Consider the following 18,627-nt stretch of genomic DNA (forward strand, 5'->3'; position numbering starts at 1 on the left):
ACTTGACCGCAAAACGTCCCCACGACAGGACGAGCCCGCGGTTGACCACAAACCGTCGGCGTGACAGGACCCCCCGCCGTTGACCACACAACGTCCCCATCACAGGACCGGCCCGCCGTTGACCACAAAACGTCCGCATCACAGGACCGGCCCGCCGCTGACCACAAAACGTCCCCACGACAGGACGAGCCCGCGGTTTACCACAAACCGCGCCCCCTAGCGGCGTGGGACGCGGCTGACCGCGAAGTGGTTGCTTGATGTCCGTGCGGGACCACCGGTTATCGGAAAGCGCCCACGGACCTGGCAGCTAAGCGGAGCGAGCGGTGTCTGGCGGGAGCACGGTCGCGCCCCCGACGGAGCCGAGCAAATGATCAGAGCAACCGCCCCTGCCCCCGCAGATGATCGAAAACCAGCTGGTCGACGGCGGAGACGCGGGAGCGATCGGCGTACCCCAGCCACACCAGCTCCGCGATCTCGTTGTCCGGCCGCAGCGACCCCAGGAAATCGGCCGTGTAGCAGGTCATCGTCACCCGCGTGCCGGGCGGACGACCGTGGGCCTCCGCTTCGAATGTGCCCACGTGCCGCTCGCTGCCCTCGACGATCGTCACGCTGAGTTCCTCGCGGATCTCGCGGACCAGCGTCTCCAGGTCGCTCTCCCCCGGCTCGCGTTTGCCGCCCGGCAGATAGAACACGTCGCGGCCGTGGTTGCGGGAGCTGAGGATCGCGCCCGACGCCACGTGGATCCAGGCGACCTTGTCGATCATCACAGGTAGCGGCCCACCGGGGTGCGTTCGATGAGTTTCCAACCCAGCCAGAAGCAGACCGGGATCCCGATGCCGGCTACCGCGATCGCCTTGGCCTCGGCCGGGAGGTCGAAGGGGCGCAGCGTGATCGACAGGGTGAGCAGGACCGGCGCCTGGAGGATGAACGCGGCGAACGAACCACGGGCGCAGCGCTGCCAGAGGCGGCTGTGACCTTGCAGGCGGTCCTGCGCCAGGCCGAGCACCCAGACCGAGCCGGCTACGACCAGGATCGCCTCGACCGTCGCCAGCAGCAGCGCCTGCCAGTGCCAACCGCCCTGATACGGGGCCGCGTCGTCGGCGAGGTTGGACAGGCCGACCGTCCACGCGTAGACCGGCAGCGCCAGCACCGTGACGATCACCGCGACGCCGCAGCCCCGGCGTAGACGTTCCGGGACCCGGTTGGCCCAGCCGAAGCGGGCCGCCGCCACGCCGAGGCCGAACATGGCCACGCACTGCGGCCACTGCCAGACGTGCAGGTCGAGCACCTGCTTGCTCTGCGCCGGGAACCACAGCCGGACCATGAACGAGGCGATCGCGACCAGGCCGATCAGCGTCACGAGTTGGCGGCCGCCGAGTGTGGTCGGGCCTTCCTCAGCCGGCTCGCCGTCGCTGCGGGCGCGGTCCTTTGCCCAGACGAGGGCGGCGTACGCGAGCGAGACGTAGAGCAGGATCTCCGCGAACCACAGCGGCCCGGAGTCAAGGAACGGGTGCCGGTGGGTGAACTCCCACCAGAACGAGACCCGGTGACCCGCCGCCAGGTAGGCGAACCACATGAACAGGGGCCAGACCAGCAGGGCGAAGAGCAGGAAGGGTACGCCGAGCCGGACCACCCGCTCGCTGGCGAACCGGGCGGGGCCCTTGCGCGCCATCGCGGCCGGTGCGAACAGGCCGGCGATGAAGAAGAAGGTGCCGATCACGAAAAGGGCCGTCGGTCCGACGACGACGGCCATGGCTAGCTCGGATCTGGGATGGAACGTGGTCTCCTGGACCTCGTCGTACGGCCAACCCCCGATGGCCGAGTAGCCCAGCAGTGCGTGTCCGCCGATGATCCACGCGACCATCACGGCCCGCAGGTTGTCGACGTGCGGAAGCCGTTGAACCTGGGTAGGCGAAGCCGTCGTGGCCATCCGGACCCCCTCTCCGTATTAATGGCGCACATTCAAGATTGCCACCGGGCACCCGTCATCGGGGACACCCGAAGGGTCAGGGTGCCGTTCCTCACTCCAAGGCAGCAACCGGTTACACCGTTTATCCCGATACGTTCGGTCGCGATGACGCCGTTTTGTCGCGATGTTCGATGGATGAACGCTCAGCTGACGGATGTCCACCGGCCATCCGCGCTTTGCCGTAGGACAACTTGCGTATGGAGCGACCGCCCCGCCGCTCCGTACCGTGACGATCATGGTGATACGCGCGGTGGTCTTCGATGTCGGTGGCGTGCTGGAGTTCACGGAGCCGATGGACTTCGATCGGCGGTGGGAGGAGACGCTCGGGCTCGGCGACGGTGCGATCGGGGCGACGATGGCCGACGTGTGGGCCGCCGGGGAGATCGGCACGGTGACCGAGGCGCAGGTGCACGCGGCGATGCGGGACCGGCTCGGCCTCACCGTCGATCAGGTCGAGGCCGTGATGGCCGACATGTGGAAGCAGTATCTCGGTAAACCGAACACCGACCTCATCGCGTACGCCCGGGCGCTGCGACCGCGATTTCGCACCGGGATCCTGAGCAACAGCTTCGTCGGCGCGCGCGAGCGGGAGCAGGCCGCGTACGGGCTGACCGACCTGGTCGACGACTGCGTCTACTCGCACGAGGTCGGTCTCAGCAAGCCGGACCCGGCGCTGTGGGAGCTGACCTGCCGGCGCCTGGACGTGGCACCGCAGGAGGTCGTGTTCGTCGACGACCTGCCGCTGTCGGTGACCGCCGCCCGCGCGTACGGGATGGGGGCCGTGCTGTTCGAGACCACCGCGCAGGTGATCGCCGAGCTCGACGCGCTGCTGGACCGACAAGCGGAATAGCGACCTCCGGTTGCGTGTTACGGTCGGCAAGCGGAGGAAGAAGCTCCGTTTCCACCGACGTACACGCAGGGGCTGGTCATGGAACTCGGTATCTACTCGTTCGGCGACAGCGGCACCGTCCCCACCGGGCAGCGCATCGCCGATTTGATCGCGCAGGCCCGGTACGCCGACGAGGCCGGCCTGGACGTGATCGCGCTCGGGGAGCACCACCGCCCCGACTTCACGCTGTCGGCGCCCGAGGTGGTGCTGGCCGCGATGGCCTCGGTGACCGAGCGGATCCGGCTCAGCACCGGTGTGACGGTGCTGTCGACGGCCGACCCGGTGCGGGTCTACGAGCAGTTCGCCACGCTGGACCAGGTCTCCGGCGGCCGTGCCGAGATCATCGCGGGGCGGGGCAGCTTCACCGAGTCGTTCGGGCTGTTCGGCTTCGACCTGCGGGCGTACGACCTGCTCTTCGAGGAGAGGCTCGACCTGTTGCTGCGGCTCACCAGGGAGGAGCGGGTGACCTGGGCGGGCCGCACCCGCCCCCCGCTGGAGGACGCGCTGGTCACACCGCGGGCGGTGCAGGACCCGCTGCCGGTCTGGGTGGGCGTGGGCGGCACACCGCAGTCGGCCGTGCGGGCGGGTCGGTTCGGGGCGCCGATGTTCGTGGCGATCTTCACCGACCCGGCGCCGGCCCGCAGCCTGGTCGAGCTCTACCGGCGCGCGGCGGCCGCCGCGGGCCACGACGCGGCGGGCCTGCGGGTGGCCAGCGGCGGCCACATGTACGTGGGCACCACGTCGCAGGGGGCGCGTGACGCGTTCTACCCGTACTACGCGGAATACCTGGGGCGCCTTCCACAGTTTCCCGGGGGAATGCCACGCGAGGTCTACGACCAGTGGATCCGGGCCGGCCTGCTGGTCGGCAGCCCGCAGGAGGTCATCGACAAGATCATGAACCATCGGGATCAGCTCGGCATCAGCCGGTACGTGGGCCAGTTCGACGTGGGCGGCATGCCCTCAGGCATGATCGACAAGAGCCTGGAGCTGTTCGCCACGGAGGTGGCCCCGGTGGTCCGCAAGGAGACGTCATGACGCGCACACCCGACAGCGGTACGCGGGCCGCGGCGCCCGGCGAGGGCCCCCGGACCGCCGTCCCCGGCGAGGGGCCGCAGGCGTCCGCGCTCGGCGACGGTCCGCGGCCGGCCGCGCTCGGGGACGGTCCGCGGCCGGCCGCGCTCGCCGACGGTCCCCGGACCGCTGGCTCCGGCGACGGTCCCAGGGTCGCGGTGCTCGGGGCCGGCAAGGTTGGCACCGTGCTGGCGCGGCTGGCCGTCGCGGCCGGACGGCCGACCGCCATCGCCGGGTCCGGTGACCCGACCGCGCTCGGTCTGATCGTCGACGTGCTGGCGCCCGGCGCGACCCCGATGTGGGCCGCGGACGCCGCCGCCCAGGCCGACATCGTCATCGTCGCCGTGCCGCTCGCCCGCCTCGAGACCGTCCCGGCCGCGGCGCTGCGGGGCAGGATCGTGGTCGACGTGATGAACTACTGGCCGCCCGTTGACGGCGTGCTCTCGCAGTGGGAGAACGCCACCCGGTCGAGCAGCGAGATCGTCCGCGACGTCCTCGGGGTCGACGTGGTGAAGTCGTTCAACCACATGGGCTACCACGAGCTGGACGCCTGGACCCGCCCGGCCGGCGACCCGGACCGCCGCGCCCTGGCGTTGGCCGGCGACGACCCGGCGACGGTCGGGGTGGTGGCGGAGCTGGTCGACGCGATGGGCTTCGACCCGGTCCCCCTGCACCCGCTGGGCGCGGGCCACGTCCTGCAGCCGGGCTCGTCGGACATCTTCGGCGCCAACCTGACCCGCGCGGAGCTGCTCGCCACCCTGGAAAGCGTCGCCCCGGCGAACACCTAGCCGTCCGCGCGCCGCCGCAACACCCGGGCGCCCGCTTCGGCGCCGCGCGGGCCAGCCTTCCGCAGCGCCGCAACGACCCGGGCGCAGGCTTCCGCGCTGCGCGCGGCCTAGCCGTCCGCCGCCCTCAGCCCCTAGCTAGTCGGGCGGAGGCGGCGGAAGTCGCGGTCGGCCATCGCCGCCACCAGGTCGTCGCGCGCCCGGGCCACCCGGGAGCGGATCGTGCCCACCGGGCACCCGCACACCTCCGCCGCCTCGGCGTAGCTCAGACCCGCGATCTGCGTCGCCACGAACGCCTCGCGCCGCTCCGGGTCCAGCCCGCGGACCAGCTCCGTCAGCGCGAACCCCGCCTCGAACCCCGCCCCACCATGATCGCGGGCCAGCTCCGCCTCCGCTACCGGCTGCCAGTCGTCGAGGGCCGCCAGGCGTGGGCGGCGCGACACGTACCTGATGTGGTCCGCGCAGGCCCGCCGGGCGATCGCCAGCAGCCACGTGCGGGCCGTCGACCGGGCGTCGAACGCCGGCAGGGCCCGCATCGCCCGCAGGTAGATCTCCTGGGTCAGGTCGTCGGCCTCCCCCGGGCCGACCAGGTGCGTCACGAACCGCCGGAGCTGGTGCTGGGTCGCCTCCACGAACGCGTGCGCCGCGGCCCGGTCGCCCGCCTTCGCTGCCAGCGCCCAGCCGGTGACCTCGTCCAGGTCTTCGGCAGGCTGGGAGAACGGTCCGGGGAGACGCATGCCGGCAAGGCTAGCTTGTCCGGTTCGCGGCCCTGACCGCGCGGGCAGCGGAAAATCCCATGGGAACTGATCGCGCCTTTCGGGCGACTATGTGGTTGTGGAGTGCGAGCGGATTCGGGAAATGCTGTCGGCGCGGCTCGACGGCGAGGACGCGCCGGGCGAGCGTGAGCTGACCGAACGACACATCGCCGGGTGTACGCGCTGCGCCGCCTGGTACGACGCGGCGGCCGCGGTGACCCGGCTGGCGCGGACCGCGCCCGTGCCACCCGCGCGGCCGATCGACCTACCGGCGCAGGCCGGCCCGCCGCGCAGGAGGCGCCTCGCCATCGGTCTGCGGGTCGGCCTCGCGGCGATCGGCCTCGTCCAGTTCCTCCTCGGCGCCGCCCAGGTCGCCGGCCTGGGCCGCGACGACCACGCCCACGACGCCGCCCTGGGCTCGGGCCACCTCTGGCACGAGTCCGCCGCCTGGAACCTGGCGATCGGCGCCGGCTTCGCGTTCGTCGCCCTGCGCCGCACCCGCCCCACCGGTCTGCTGCCCACCCTGACCGCCTTCGTCGGCGTCCTCACCCTGCTCTCCGCCAACGACACCATCGCCGGCCGGGTCGAGCCCGGCCGGCTGGCCAGCCACGCCTTCCTGGTCGCCGGCTGGCTGATCACCCTGGCCCTGTCCCGCCCGGCCCTCGACCCGGGCGAGCCCCCGGCCCGCGGCACCGGTCGCCGCTGGACGGCGACGTTCGACACCGAGCCCCCCGCCGGCCCGCCCCGCCTGCGGCTGGTCGACGGCGGCGCCGCCACCGCCCGGGTCCGGCACAAGGAAGCGGCCTAAAGCCGGCTAACCGGGACCGGCCCGGCACTAGCCTCGCAGTATGGACCGCGCCGGGCTGGCCGCCGAGGCCTACGTCTACGGCTACCCCCTGGTGGCCAGCCTGACCGAGGTCTGCCGGTTCACCCGGGAGGGCCTCGGCCCGGTCCCGGCCGCGCCGTTCAACATGTTCGGCCACGCGCACCGGCTGGCCGGGCCGGGCGACACGTTCGCCAGCGTCAACAACGACACCGTCTATTCCGTCGCCCAGGTCGACGTCGGCGGCGGCCCGGTGCGGCTGTCGGTGCCCGACACCGCCGGCGCCTACTACGTGGTGCAGGTCGTCGACGCCTGGACCAACAACATCGCGTACGTCGGTCGCCGCGCGACCGGCACCGCCGCCGGCTCGTTCCTGATCGTGCCGCGCGGCTATCCCGGCCCGGTGCCCGACGACACCACCCTGCTGCCGGCCTCGACCTCCGTGGTCACGCTGGTCGGCCGCCTGGGCTGCGCCGGCCCCACCGACCTGCCCCGGGTCGAACGCCTCCAGAAAGGGCTGCGCCTGGCGGCTCAGGCCCCGTCGGCCAGCGCGCCGCTGCCGTCGGTCGCCGCGGCCGGCGTACCCGAGGACCTGCTCTTCTTCGAGCACCTGCGATCCTGGCTGAAGGCCTTCCCGCCCGCCGTCCCGGACCGGGCCTACCAGGAGCGGTTCCGCCCGATCGGCCTGCTGGACGACGCTCCCTCGTACGCGGACCCGCCCGCCGACCTGGCGGACGCGCTGGCCGAGGGTGCCGCTCGCGGCCGCGAGCGGATCGAGCACGCCGCGCGCGACGACGCCCGCGCCACCGTGCACGGCTGGCATCTCGCGCCGCACGCGTTCGACTACAACGTGGACTTCCTCGGCCCCGGCACGCTGGATTCTCCACAGTGGAAGATGGCCGACCGGGTCAAGGGGTATCTGGCGCGGGCCGTGGCGGCGCGGGTCGGGCTCTGGGGCAACCACGGCTACGAGGCGGTGTACGCCCCGGTCTACACGGACGCGGACGGCGCGCCCCTGTCCGGCGTACACGCGTACGACATCAGGTTCTCCCGCACTCCCCCGGTCGACGCGTTCTGGTCGCTGACGATGTACGACATGCCGGACTACTACCTTGTGCCCAACCCGATCGACCGCTATTCGATCGGCGACCGCACCCCCGGACTGCGTCGCGAACCCGACGGATCATTCACTCTCCGGGTGAGTCATTCGCCGCCGGCCGACGGCGACACCGCCAACTGGCTGCCCGCTCCGCCCGGCGCGTTCCGTCCGCTCATGCGCCTCTACCAGCCACGATCCGAAATACTGCATGGCGCGTACGACCTCCCGCCGCTGATCAGGGTCGGCTAGCTCCCCGGACGGCCCCTTTCGCACAGCCGACCCACAGGTCAAGATGGTGTGTCCGTGTGTCCACCAGAGACGCCGCCCCGGATGGGAGCCGCCATGGCGAGACGCTGGCCGGTGCTCGCCGGCGCCGTCACCGCGGCTCTCGGTGTCGCGATCATCGTCTTCCCGGCCGCCGCGGGCGTGCTCTGGGGCCTCGCCGGCGCGCTCGCCACCGCCGGCATCCTGTTCGGCATCCGCACCCACCAGCCGGCCCGGCGCGCCCCGTGGGTCCTGCTGGCCGCCGCGGCCGCCGCGCTCGGGATCGGCGACATCGCGTACGAGGCCAGCGGCGGCAGCGACCACGACGGCGCCTGGCTGGTGGTCGCCGAGGTCTGCTACCTGACGCTGTTCCCGCTGCTGGCGTACGCGCTGCTGGGCCTGACCAGGACGAGCGCCGCGCTGCGCGACCGGTCCACGGTGGTCGACCTGCTCTCCCTCGTCGTGGCCGCTGCCCTGGTCGCCTGGACAGTGACCGGGCCGTTCGCGGTCGCCTCGTCGAGCTGGCCCGTCTACGAGCGGTCGCTGGCCGCCGCCCACGTGCTCGGCTCCATCGTGGTCGTCGTCGTGACCACCGCGCTCGTGGTGGCCACCCGGGCCCGCAACGTCTCCGCCGTGCTGCTCGCGGTCGGCGCGGCCGGCCTGCTGGTCGCCGACGCGCTGGACGCGCTCGCCGAGATGGGCGGCGGCGTCCCCGGCGGCCGCACCTGGGAGCTGGGCTACCTCGTCTGCTACGCCGCCTGGGGCGCCGCGGCGCTGCCGGCGTCGATGGCGCGGCTGACCCTGCCGGTCGAGCCGCGGATCGACTCCGGGCGCGGGCTCGGCGTGCTGCCCGTGCTGCTGATCGCGCTCACCGGCCCCGCGCTGCTGCTGGTCGGCGACGTCCGCGACGACGTCGGCGTCGTCACCGTCGTGGCGATCGGCTCGGCGCTGATGATCGTGCTGGTCGCGACGCGGCTCAACGACGCCCTCACGGCCCAGCGGCGCGCCGTCGAGCGGGAGCGGCTCCTGCGGCACGCGTGCGGCGAGCTCGTGGCCGCCGCCGACGCCGGCGCGGTCGCCGCGACGCTGGTCGCCGGCATCGACCGGCTGCTGCCGAAGGGCCACCCGCACAAGGTCATCTTCGTCTCGACCGCCGCGCCGGTCGACGAGGACGACACGCTGCCCCTGTCCGGCGTGGCCGCCGTCGCCGGGCCGGGCGACCGGGAGCGCCGGCTCAAGGCCAGCGAGGAGACCGCCGACCTGCGGCCGGCCGTCGACCGGCGCCTGGACGCCGGCCGGCTCCGGGCCAAGGGCACGGCGACGGTCGGCGGCCCGGTGCTCGGCCGGGTCGACGCGGCCGACGCGGTCGCCTGGCGCCCGCTGGTGCTGCTCGACCACCAGCCACCCGCCACGGCCGGCGGCCGGCGCAGCCGGCTGCTGGCGACCCGCCTGCTCCACCCCGACCTGCGGGCACCGCTGGCCGGCCTGCCGGCCACGCTGGTCGCCTCGCTCGCCGCCGAGCAACCGGGCCGGCACCGCTCACCCGTCGGCGCGGTCGCGATCGGCGGTGACCACTCGGTGCTGACGGGCCTGCAGGACACCCTCGAGGTGCTGGCCAGCCAGGCGGCCCTGGCACTGCGCCGGGTCGGGCACACCGTGGAGACGAGCCGCCGGGAGCGCGACGCCTACCTGAGCGCGGTCAGCGAGCGCACCGCCGACGTCGTGATCCTCCTCGACGCCGACGAGTGGATCCGGTACGCCAGCCCGTCCATGGCCGACCTGCTCAACGTCTCGGTGCCCATCCTGTCGACCTGGCGCGACATCATCCACCGCGACGACCACGGCCAGGTCGAGAACACGCTCGACCGGGCCCGTGCGGCCCTCGACGGCAGCGGCGTCAACACCGAGTGGACCCTGCGGCGCTCCGACGGCTCCTGGATCCAGGTCGAGGTCAACTGCCGCGACCTGCGCAACCACCCGGCGGTCCAGGGCCTCGTGCTGACGCTGCACGACGTGACCCCGGACCGCCGCGTCGACCTGCCGTCCACCCTGCGCCGGCTCGACCGCTCGGCGCCGGGCCGCAACCGCCGCAGCGTCTGGCGCCGCTTCGGCTGAGCATCAGGGCGGGTGCGTCGGGTCGCGCCACGGCCCGGTCGGCAGGGCCGGCACCTCCTCGTCCTCCTCCACCATGCACAGCGGCAGCCGCTCGCCCAGATAACGCAGGGCCAGGGAGCCGACCACCGCGGAGACCAGCGACGCGGCGAGCACCCCGAGCTTGGCGTCGGCGGTCAGCACGGGATCGTCGAACGCGAGGTCGGTGATGAACAGGCCGATGGTGAAGCCGATGCCGGCCAGCGCGGAGCCGCCGATGAGGTGGCCGTAGCGGACCCGGCCGGGCAGCTCGCCCAGCTTCGTCCAGATGGCGATCGCGGTGCCGAGCGAGATGCCGACCGTCTTGCCCGCCACGAGGCCGACGAGCACGCCGATCGTGACCGGCGACTGCGCCGCCCGGGCGAGGCTCTCCTGGTTGATCAGCACACCCGCGTTCGCCAGGGCGAAGATCGGCACGATGACGTACGCGCTGAACGGGTGGAGCACGTCCTGCATCCGGTCGTTGGCCGGGATGGTGGCCCGCGCGGCCTGCACCGTCAGCCGGGCCCGCTCGGCGGTCGCCCGCTCGATCAGCCCGCGACCGTAGTACCGCATGAACTCGAGCAGGCGCGGGTCGGTCGGCGTGGCCGGCACCAGCAGGCCCAGGATCACGCCGGCCAGGGTGCCGTGCAGGCCCGACTCGTAGACCGCCACCCAGAGCGCGATGCCGACGAAGGCGTACCAGCGAAGCTGCCAGACGCCGAGCCAGCGCAGGCCGACCAGGACCGCCACCAGCCCGATCGCGACGAACAACGGCACCATCGACAGCTCGGGAGTGTAGAAGATGGCCAGCACGACGATGGCGACGATGTCGTCGACGATCGCGAGGGTCAGGAAGAACAGGCGGAGCTGGTCGGGGCAGCGCGGGCCGAACAGAGCCAGGATGCCGAGCAGGAACGCGGTGTCGGTCGAGATGGGGATGCCCCAGCCGTGCTCGGCCGGCGTGCCCGCGTTGAACGCGTAGTACACCAGCGCCGGCACGATCACGCCGCCCGCGGCGCCGAAGATGGGCGCCAGCACGTACCGCCCGCGGCGCAGCTCCCCGACCGTGACCTCGCGGTTGATCTCCAGGCCCACGGTCAGGAAGAAGATCGCCATGGCGGCGTCGTTGATCCAGTGGCGCAGGTCGAGGGTGATCCCCCAGTCACCGAGCCGGATCGAGGCGACGGTCTCCCAGACCCACTCGTAGTGGCCGCCCGGGATGTTGGCCCAGACCAGCGCCGCGATCGCCGCGGCCAGCAGCAGGAAGCCACTGCCGGCCTCGGTGACGAGGAAGCGGGTGACCGGTTGGGGCACCAGTGGCAGCGCCGAGAGCCGGGTCCGCGGCCCCGGCCGCGGCGGCAACGACGCCGTGCTCACCTAACGGCCGAGTCCGAGCGTGCCGCGCAGCGCGCCGAGCTCCACCCGGCCCGAGTAGAGGCGACCGTCGACGAAGAGCGTGGGCGTGCCGCGTACGCCGCCGGACACACCGCTCGTGTAGTCGCGCTCGACGGCCGGGCGGAACCGCTGCGCCTCCTCGCCGATCACCGACTGCGGGTCGGGCACACCCGCCTCGGCCGCGTACGCCGCGAGGTCCGGGTCCGTCAGCCGCGCCTGGTGCTTGAAGAGCTGGTCGTGCATGGGCCAGAACCGGTCGCCGGCGGCTTCGGCGGCGAGGGCGGCGGTCAGCGCGTACGGGTGCTTGGTGAAGACCGGGAAGTGCCGGTAGATCAGCCGGACCCGCCCGTCCGAGCCGTCGATCAGCTTGCGCAGCACGGGAAACGCGGCGCCGCAGTACGGGCACTCGAAGTCGCCGTACTCCACGACCGTGATCGCCGCGCCGGGTTCGCCGTACACGTGGCGGTCGAGGTCGATGGCGTCACTCACCCGTTCGATCGTGCCACCCGAATTGCCACGAGGTGCGGAGATCGGAAATCCTCCCGGTACGGTCGCCCGACGGCGGCCCCTCCCGGCGACGCCTTCTGGCGGTTCTGGAACGCGTCGGCGCCGGCCAAGCTCGGCGGCATCCGGATCGCGGCGTTCCCCCTGCTGGCGTCGGCACTGACCGACCGGCTGATCGCCCGCTTCACGACCGCAGGGTGCTGGCCTGGTCGCTGGCCAACGCGGCCGGCATGCCGGCCCGGCTGGTCCTCACGCCGGACCGCTGGCCGCGAGCACGGTGGTGGTCACGACGAGCGCCTCGTTCGCGGTGCTGAACGTGACCGCGCTGGCCTCCGCCAGCGCGCGGGCCCGACGGGCCTGATGGGCCGCGTGGCCGCCGCGTCCCGCTCGCTCGCCTACGGCTGCACGGCGCTCCGGCCCTGACGCACGACTCACCTGACGATCCGGCTTGGGCAGCCTTCACCATCTGAGTAAGCCGCGCATACCCAAAGTGAATAATTGATTACCATGAGTACGTCGGCATCGGTCGTGGATCGAGGTGGCCGTCCTGCTCTACGTACCGATCCTCAAGGGTCGCGCGGGCGAGTTACTCGCGCTCGACAACGTACCCACGGCTCATCGACGGCTGATCCTGCCCATCCTCGAAGTGGTGCCGCGCAGTGGTGATCCCATCAAGGACGCACTCCGCTTCTCCGAGAGCACCCGGGAACGGCTCCCGGCTACTCCTGTCGGCGTGGACGTGGTCCATCTGGAGGACCCGACGTCGGGGTGGCGTCGCCCGATCACCGACATCTCCGAGGACCTCGGCGCGTTCGGCATTCCGGTCCTGCCGGTGATACGGCTCGACGATCCGCCGGATCGGCTCCGCGACCATGGACAAGCCGCTCGACGCCACGAGGGCCGCGCGATCGTGCGGGTGAGAGTCGACCACCTCGAAGCCGACGACGATCTGACCCAACGACTCGACTCGTACGCTCATGTCCCGATCGAGCAATGCGACCTGGTGATGGACATGTTCGCCGTCTCGTCGGAAGCCGGCCTGAGCCGTGCCGAGCCGATGGCGCGCAAGTCGGTCGCGTGGGCGCTCCGTCGGCCCTGGCGTTCGATCACCGTCGCCGCGGGTGCGATGCCCGACCCGGACCGACTTCGCAGGCGTTGCGTCCGGTCGCCGGCGCCGGTCCGCAGATGGGACAAGGCGCTCCGCGACCGGCTCTCGGACCTGGACGTCCGGTTCGGCGACTACGGCATCGCGTATCCCCGCCTCGGTCCTGGTTGGTCGCCCCCACCCAACCTCCGCTACACCAGTCACGACGAATGGTGGGTCTACCGCCGGCAGCGGGCGGAGGCGGAAGGTAACGCGGGCTTCTACCACATATGCGCAGCGCTGGTGACCTCAACCCACTGGGCGGGGGCCGACCATTGTTGGGGTGACATGGAACTCGATCGACGTTCGCGGCGCGCGGACGGTCCGGGGAACGCCACGTACTGGCGCGCCTGGGGAACCTCACATCACATAGCCCACGTGGTCGCCGGGCTGACCAGCTAGAAGCCCTCTGGGAGGCGTGGGGCGTAGTGCTCCTCCAGCAGGGCGATCTCGTCGTCCGACAGCTCGACGTCCAGGGCCGCCACCGCGTCGGGGATGTGGTGGTTCTTCGTGATGCCGACGATCGGGGCCGTTACCGGCGACTTCGCCAGCACCCAGGCCAGTGCCACCGCCGCGCGGGAGGTGCCGCGCTTGTCCGCGACCGTGCCCACCGCTTCCACCACGCGGCGGTCCGTGTCGCGGGACTGCTGGTAGAGAGTCGCGCCGAAGCGGTCGCTGCCGCTGCGGGACGTCGTGGCCGACCAGTCGCGGGCCAGCTTGCCGCGGGCCAGCGGGCTCCAGGGGATCACGCCGACGCCCTGGTCGAGGCAGTACGGGAGCATCTCCCGTTCCTCCTCGCGCATCAGCAGGTTGTAGTGGTTCTGCATCGCCACGAAGCGGGTCCAGCCGCCCAGGTCCGCGGCGTGCTGCATGGCCGCGAACTGCCACGTCCACATCGACGACGCGCCCAGGTAGCGCACCTTGCCCGCCCGGACCAGGTCGTGCAGCGCCTCCATCGTCTCCTCGACCGGCGTGTGCGGGTCGAAACGGTGGATCTGGTAGAGGTCGATGTAGTCGGTGCGCAGCCGGCGCAGGCTCGCGTCGACCTGCGTCATGATGGCGCCGCGGGACAGGCCCGCGCCGTTGGGGCCGTCGCCCATCCGGCCGTGCACCTTGGTCGCGATGACGACCTCGTCGCGGCGGGCCAGCTCACCGAGGACCTGGCCGACGATCTCCTCGCTGGAGCCGAAGGCGTACACGTTGGCGGTGTCGAACGTGGTCACGCCGGCCTCGAGCGCCTGCCGGATCAGCGGCCGGGACTCGTCGAGGCGCAGGCTCCAGGCGTGGTGGCCGCGGTCCGGGTCGCCGAAGCCCATGCAACCGGCGACGATCCTGGAGACCGTGAGGCCGGACGAGCCGAGCCGGGTGTATTCCATGGCGGCACTCCGTTCACCGAGGGGGATGGTGCGAAGGCTACCGCCGGACACGACGAACGCCCGCACGGCCCCGAAGGACCGTGCGGGCGTCCGGCAGGACTCAGTGCACCGGCACGTAGTCCGAGTTGGAGCCGGAACCGGACTCGTCGGCGGTCAGCGGCTGGCCGACCGTGCGCCCGATGCCCTCGTAGACGTCGGGACGCGACGACTTGAGCACCAGGCCCCAGATGATGCCGATGACGGCGGCCGCACCGATCAGGCCGGGCAGCAGCCAGCGCAGGTACGCCGGGTTGGTCGGCGCCAGCAGGCTGTTGAAGTTGACGACCAGCGTGATCAGCAGCGCGGTCAGCAGGATCGTGGCCACGGCCGGAGCGACCGTGCCCTGCCAGGTCGACTCGTCGCCGCGGCGCACGCGGAAATAGCCGACGACCGCGGCCGAGGTGGCGGCCATCAGCAGCACGACGCCGACGGCGGAGACGCCCGACAGCCAGGTGAACAGGTCGAGCACCGGGTCCTTGCCTGCGGCGATGAAGCCGGCCAGCACGATGATCGCGATGATCGACTGGGTCACGGAGCCGGCGACCGGAGCCATGGTGCGGCGGCTCGTGCGGCCGAGGAACTGCGGCAGCACCCGCTCCCGGCCCAGCGCGAACAGGTACCGCGCGACTCCATTGTGGAAGGAGAGCAGGGCGGCGAACACGCTGGTGAAGAAGAGCACGACCGCGATGTCGGCGATGGTGGCGTTGGTGTGCTCGGCCAGGGTGCCGAAGACCACGCCGGGGCCGGCCTCCGTGGCGGCCTGCTGCACGTTGTCGGGGCCGACCACGACGGTCATCGCCCACGCCGAGATGGCGTAGAAGAGGCCGGTGAACAGCACCGCGAAGAACGTCGCGCGGGCGACCGTGTGGCGGGGGTCCTTGACCTCCTCGCTGTAGATGGCGCCGGACTCGAAGCCGGTGAACGCCGCGATGCCCAGTGCGAACACCGCGCCGACGCCGCTCGCGAAGAGGTTGCCGAAGTCCCAGCCCGCCATGGAGACGCTGCCACCGGCCGGGTTGGTCAGGCCGATGATGTCGAACAGCGCCGTCGCCAGGATCTCGAGGATGAGCAGCACGGCGAGGACGGTCGCGTTGAGGTCGACGCGGAGCATGCCCAGGATGCCGATCAGGGCCCAGGCCAGCAGCGACCAGACCCACCACTTCATGTCGACGCTGAACTTGGTGTTCATGAAGTCGGCGAAGATGAAGCCGAACAGACCGTAGAGGCCGACCTGGATCGCGTTGTAGGCGGTCAGCGCCACGAACGAGCCACCGACGCCGGCGGGCCGGCCGATGCCCTGCGCGATGTAGGAGTAGAAGGCGCCGGCGTTGGCGACGTGCCGGCTCATCGCGGCGTAGCCGACGGCGAAGATGCCCAGGATCAGGGCCAGCACCAGGAAGGACAGCGGCACGCCCGTGGACCCGGTCACGGCGAACGTGGTGGTGACACCGCCACCGAGGACGGTCAGCGGTGCGGACGCCGCCACGACAAAGAAGAACAGGTGTACTACGCCAAGCCGACGCCTGGCGAGAGTTCCTGCGAGCTGTTCGGACACGGAGGGGTTCCTCGATTCAGAGGTGTTTGATCGGTTTCGCGACGCCCGATCGTACGGCCACAGGGTTTCGCACTCAAGACTGTGGAGGGTCCCTTATCGAAGGATCACAACGGTTGAATGGCGGTCAAGATCGGCGTACAGTTTGGCCGTTCAAAATCGGCGCCCCCATCCCACCGCCGGTGATCTCATCGACTCCTCTACTCCCGCCTGAGGTTATGAGCGACTTAGGGCTTGCCGACGAACTTTTCACTGTCGGACACAACGAATACACGGGCAAGACTGCGATCAACCAGGAGATGCTCGACGCCGGCCTGGCCGGCGCGGCGCTCTGTGAGCTGATCCTGCAGAGACGCATCAGCGTCGTGGCCAGCAAGGTGGCCGTCGACGACCCCCGTCCGTGGGGCGACCCCGTGACCGATGTCGTCCTACGCGAGATCCACAGCAGAGGCAGCGAGTTCGTCCCGCGCGCCTGGGTCGAGCACCTGCGCGGCAACGTCTTCGAGGTGGTTGCCCAGCGCGTCGTCGCCGCGGGGGTTGCCCGCCGCGACGAGCAGCGTTCTGGGCTGTCCCGGAAGCTTACTGTGCGTTACCCCGCCGTCAACGCGCTGACGGCGACACGACCGCTCGTGCGGATGTCGTACTACCTGCAGCGGCCGGACCAGATCGACGCGCAGACGGCCACGCTCGCGGCCCTCGTCAAGAGCGTTGGCCTCGAACAACGCATCATGCTGGAGTGGACGCGGCAGGAGGTCGCCGACAGCATCACGGCGATCACCGTGCGCCTCCCGGCACCCCTGCGTGAGGTCATCCAGGGCGTCGAGGGGACGGTCGCCGCCATGGCGGTCATCACTCGCCGTTAAATTCATAAAGGCAAGGAAATGCATTTGGGGGTACGCCCGACGCCGGGCGTACCCCCAAATGTTTCTCAATGGCAGTGTTTAGCCGTACTGGCCGGAACGTCCAACGTGGGGTTCCGATCGAAGAATCCGGCCGGGCGCAAGGAGAATCCGCACCGGTCGACGGGCATCACGGGCCAGTCCTCGACCCGCGGGAAATGCGTGCTGCCGAATGTGTGCCAGACCACGATGTCCGCGCCGTCGATCGACTCGTCGTCGGCGACGAACGCGGGCAGGCCCGCACCGCCCGGGTGCTGGTTGACGTACTCACCGGCGGGGTAGCGCTCGTCCGCGGCGTAGCGGGTGACCCACAGGTGGTTGCGGGCGAACGCGGCCCGGGCCGAGATCGACGCGCTCTCGTCGGCCAGCAGCGCCGGCTGACCCTCGGGGCGCAGCACGTACGCCACCGGCTGCCCGAGCCGGTTCGTGCTGTCCGGGTTGGAGATCCGCCACACCCGGCCGACGCTGTTGTCGGCGCTGCGGACGCCCTGCGACTCCGTCGTCAGCCGGGTCGCGGTGCGGGTGAACGCGTTGCCGTAGGGGTTCGCCTCGCCGACCGGCAGCCGCCGCACGTCGAGCTCGTCGACCGCGTTGGCGACACCGTCGACCGTCATGTCGAGCCGGGCGCTGAACAGGTGCTGGTGGTACGGCGCACCGAGCCCCGGCGCGATCTCGGTGGCGAACTCGGTGCCCTCGACGAAGGCGGAGGTGAACACCACACCCGTCGCCTTGACCTCCATCTCGACCGTCCCGTCGAGGTAGAGGTACCAGAAGAAGCCGTAGTCGTAGTTGCCGACCGTGGCCCAGTAGGAGATGACCAGCCGGCGCTGCCGCCGCGTCTCGGCCGCCTCGGTGAACAGGTCGCTGTGCTTCCACAGCACGCCGAAGTCCTCTTCGTGCAGGCAGATCGCGTTGGCCACGGTGCGCGGGTTGCCGTCGCCGTCGGCCAGCACCGCGTCGAAGTAGCGGATCTCACCCAGGCAGTCGCAGCCGAGCACGAGCGAGTTGGCCTGCTGCCCCAGCAGGTACTCGCCGGCGTCGAAGTAGTTCTGCCAGAACCGCACCGGGCTCGGGTCGGCGTACGGCACGACCATCTCGGCGATGGACGCGCGGTAGATCAGCGGGCGGTCCTGGATGGACAGTTGGTGCAGGACCAGGCCCTCGCGCGGGTCGAAGCCGACCCGGAACCGCCAGCCCTCCCAGGTCACCTCGTCGCCGTCGACCTGGAAGCTCGGGCCGTCCGGCTGGGTGATCTCCAGCGCCTTGAGCGTCTCCCGCGGCGGCCCGGTGAACGCCGGGTCGTCGTAGTTGCCCTCCTCGGCCGGGACGGGCAGCAGCGCGGCGTCGATCAGCTCGACGACCCGCTTCTCGATCAGGTCGACGTACGCGACGAGACCGTCGATCGGGTGGGCCCAGCAGTGGTCCTCGGGGCGGTTGGCCACGAAGGAGAGCACCCGCAGCAGCCGCCGGCCGCGCTCGCCCGGCAGGTCGTAGTGGCCCGCCGACAGCGGACACGGCCGGACCAGGTCGAACTCGGTGATGCCGCGACGCTCGACGGCGGCGCGCCAGCCGGGGTCGCCCTTGACGATCTCGTCGACCGCGATGAACTCGTCGAGCAGGATCGGCGGCTGGCCGTCGACGGCCGGGTCGACCTCGACCGCCTCGTCGATCTCCTCGCGGGTCACCGAGGCGACCACGCGGCGGACCCGGCCGGTGGCCACGTCGAGCAGGGTGGCGTGGACGCGCCGGTCCACCGGCTCGCCCGGCGACCAGGCGATCACCGCGTCCTTCGCCGGCTCCTCCAGGCCCAGCACGGCGAATCGGGTGGTGGGTGTGAGCAGGTCGTTCTTCTGGAACAGCGTGCGTGCGGCGTCGATCTCGGCGGCGCTGAGCCGCTCCAGGGGATGACCGGCCGTCATCGGATCACCTC

The 18,627-nt window shown here is 71.6% G+C and carries 17 protein-coding genes; 8 read left to right on the top strand and 9 right to left on the bottom strand.

The genetic code is table 11. The features are described 5' to 3' along the window. Positions 1-371: 371 nt before the first annotated feature. Together Asi02nite_RS27565 and Asi02nite_RS27570 are read right to left on the bottom strand one after the other, a co-directional pair. A complete protein-coding gene (locus Asi02nite_RS27565; protein WP_203716834.1) occupies positions 372-764 on the bottom strand; it encodes an NUDIX hydrolase in 393 nt (130 codons plus the stop codon). Next, complete coding sequence (locus Asi02nite_RS27570) at positions 764-1,930, bottom strand: acyltransferase family protein (RefSeq protein WP_203716835.1); 1,167 nt, start codon at positions 1,928-1,930, stop codon at positions 764-766. Before Asi02nite_RS27570 ends, Asi02nite_RS27565 begins: the two co-directional genes overlap by 1 nt. A 274-nt stretch (positions 1,931-2,204) precedes the next feature. On the opposite strand from Asi02nite_RS27570, the gene Asi02nite_RS27575 reads away from it, so the two are divergent. From Asi02nite_RS27575 to Asi02nite_RS27585, 3 genes are all read left to right on the top strand, one after another. Next, a complete protein-coding gene (locus tag Asi02nite_RS27575; RefSeq protein ID WP_203716836.1) occupies positions 2,205-2,819 on the top strand; it encodes an HAD family hydrolase in 615 nt (204 codons plus the stop codon). Between the two features lie 78 nt (positions 2,820-2,897). Continuing rightward, positions 2,898-3,893, top strand: coding sequence for an LLM class flavin-dependent oxidoreductase (locus Asi02nite_RS27580; protein WP_203716837.1), 996 nt, complete (start codon positions 2,898-2,900; stop codon positions 3,891-3,893). After that, positions 3,890-4,717 (top strand): NADPH-dependent F420 reductase, encoded by an 828-nt coding sequence (locus Asi02nite_RS27585; RefSeq protein WP_203716838.1) that lies wholly within the window; start codon positions 3,890-3,892, stop codon positions 4,715-4,717. The genes Asi02nite_RS27580 and Asi02nite_RS27585 overlap by 4 nt, the downstream gene beginning before the upstream one ends. 131 nt (positions 4,718-4,848) lie before the next feature. Here Asi02nite_RS27585 and Asi02nite_RS27590 read toward each other — a convergent pair whose 3' ends face one another. Then, entirely contained in the window at positions 4,849-5,451 is a 603-nt protein-coding gene (locus Asi02nite_RS27590; RefSeq protein WP_203716839.1) for a sigma-70 family RNA polymerase sigma factor, read from the bottom strand. Between the two features lie 97 nt (positions 5,452-5,548). On the opposite strand from Asi02nite_RS27590, the gene Asi02nite_RS27595 reads away from it, so the two are divergent. The 3 genes from Asi02nite_RS27595 to Asi02nite_RS27605 all read left to right on the top strand — a co-directional run bounded on the left by Asi02nite_RS27595 (position 5,549) and on the right by Asi02nite_RS27605 (position 9,770). Next, positions 5,549-6,277, top strand: coding sequence for a zf-HC2 domain-containing protein (locus Asi02nite_RS27595; protein ID WP_373312335.1), 729 nt, complete (start codon positions 5,549-5,551; stop codon positions 6,275-6,277). A gap of 40 nt (positions 6,278-6,317) precedes the next feature. Further along, complete coding sequence (locus Asi02nite_RS27600) at positions 6,318-7,640, top strand: DUF1254 domain-containing protein (protein WP_203716840.1); 1,323 nt, start codon at positions 6,318-6,320, stop codon at positions 7,638-7,640. Between the two features lie 93 nt (positions 7,641-7,733). Continuing rightward, positions 7,734-9,770 carry a PAS domain-containing protein gene (locus tag Asi02nite_RS27605; RefSeq protein WP_203716841.1) on the top strand — a complete coding sequence of 679 codons (2,037 nt, stop codon included), beginning with the start codon at positions 7,734-7,736 and terminating at the stop codon, positions 9,768-9,770. A gap of 3 nt (positions 9,771-9,773) precedes the next feature. On the opposite strand, the gene nhaA is transcribed toward Asi02nite_RS27605, so the two are convergent. From nhaA to Asi02nite_RS27620, 3 genes are all read right to left on the bottom strand, one after another. Further along, positions 9,774-11,165, bottom strand: coding sequence for a Na+/H+ antiporter NhaA (gene nhaA, locus Asi02nite_RS27610; RefSeq protein ID WP_203716842.1), 1,392 nt, complete (start codon positions 11,163-11,165; stop codon positions 9,774-9,776). Continuing rightward, positions 11,166-11,672, bottom strand: a complete 507-nt coding sequence (locus tag Asi02nite_RS27615) for a DsbA family protein (protein WP_203716843.1) — start codon at positions 11,670-11,672, stop codon at positions 11,166-11,168. It abuts the gene before it with no gap. 264 nt (positions 11,673-11,936) lie between these two features. Continuing rightward, positions 11,937-12,122 (bottom strand): hypothetical protein, encoded by a 186-nt coding sequence (locus Asi02nite_RS27620; protein ID WP_203716844.1) that lies wholly within the window; start codon positions 12,120-12,122, stop codon positions 11,937-11,939. 103 nt (positions 12,123-12,225) lie between these two features. Here Asi02nite_RS27620 and Asi02nite_RS27625 point away from each other — a divergent pair, with 103 nt between their 5' ends. Further along, complete coding sequence (locus tag Asi02nite_RS27625; RefSeq protein WP_203716845.1) at positions 12,226-13,233, top strand: beta family protein; 1,008 nt, start codon at positions 12,226-12,228, stop codon at positions 13,231-13,233. On the opposite strand, the gene Asi02nite_RS27630 is transcribed toward Asi02nite_RS27625, so the two are convergent. Together Asi02nite_RS27630 and Asi02nite_RS27635 are read right to left on the bottom strand one after the other, a co-directional pair. Beyond that, positions 13,230-14,207 (bottom strand): aldo/keto reductase, encoded by a 978-nt coding sequence (locus tag Asi02nite_RS27630; RefSeq protein ID WP_203716846.1) that lies wholly within the window; start codon positions 14,205-14,207, stop codon positions 13,230-13,232. The two genes, Asi02nite_RS27625 and Asi02nite_RS27630, sit on opposite strands and share 4 nt — an antisense overlap. Before the next feature lie 100 nt (positions 14,208-14,307). Beyond that, positions 14,308-15,801, bottom strand: a complete 1,494-nt coding sequence (locus tag Asi02nite_RS27635; RefSeq protein ID WP_203716847.1) for an APC family permease — start codon at positions 15,799-15,801, stop codon at positions 14,308-14,310. A 215-nt stretch (positions 15,802-16,016) separates the two neighbouring features. Between Asi02nite_RS27635 and Asi02nite_RS27640 the strand changes: the two genes are divergently transcribed. Further along, complete coding sequence (locus tag Asi02nite_RS27640) at positions 16,017-16,661, top strand: GOLPH3/VPS74 family protein (RefSeq protein WP_203716848.1); 645 nt, start codon at positions 16,017-16,019, stop codon at positions 16,659-16,661. Between the two features lie 65 nt (positions 16,662-16,726). Here the strand turns inward: Asi02nite_RS27640 and Asi02nite_RS27645 are convergent, their stop codons facing one another. After that, positions 16,727-18,616 carry a primary-amine oxidase gene (locus Asi02nite_RS27645; RefSeq protein WP_203716849.1) on the bottom strand — a complete coding sequence of 630 codons (1,890 nt, stop codon included), beginning with the start codon at positions 18,614-18,616 and terminating at the stop codon, positions 16,727-16,729. Positions 18,617-18,627 lie beyond the last annotated feature (11 nt).

The sequence above is a fragment of the Asanoa siamensis genome, from assembly GCF_016862555.1.
Lineage (GTDB): Bacteria > Actinomycetota > Actinomycetes > Mycobacteriales > Micromonosporaceae > Asanoa > Asanoa siamensis.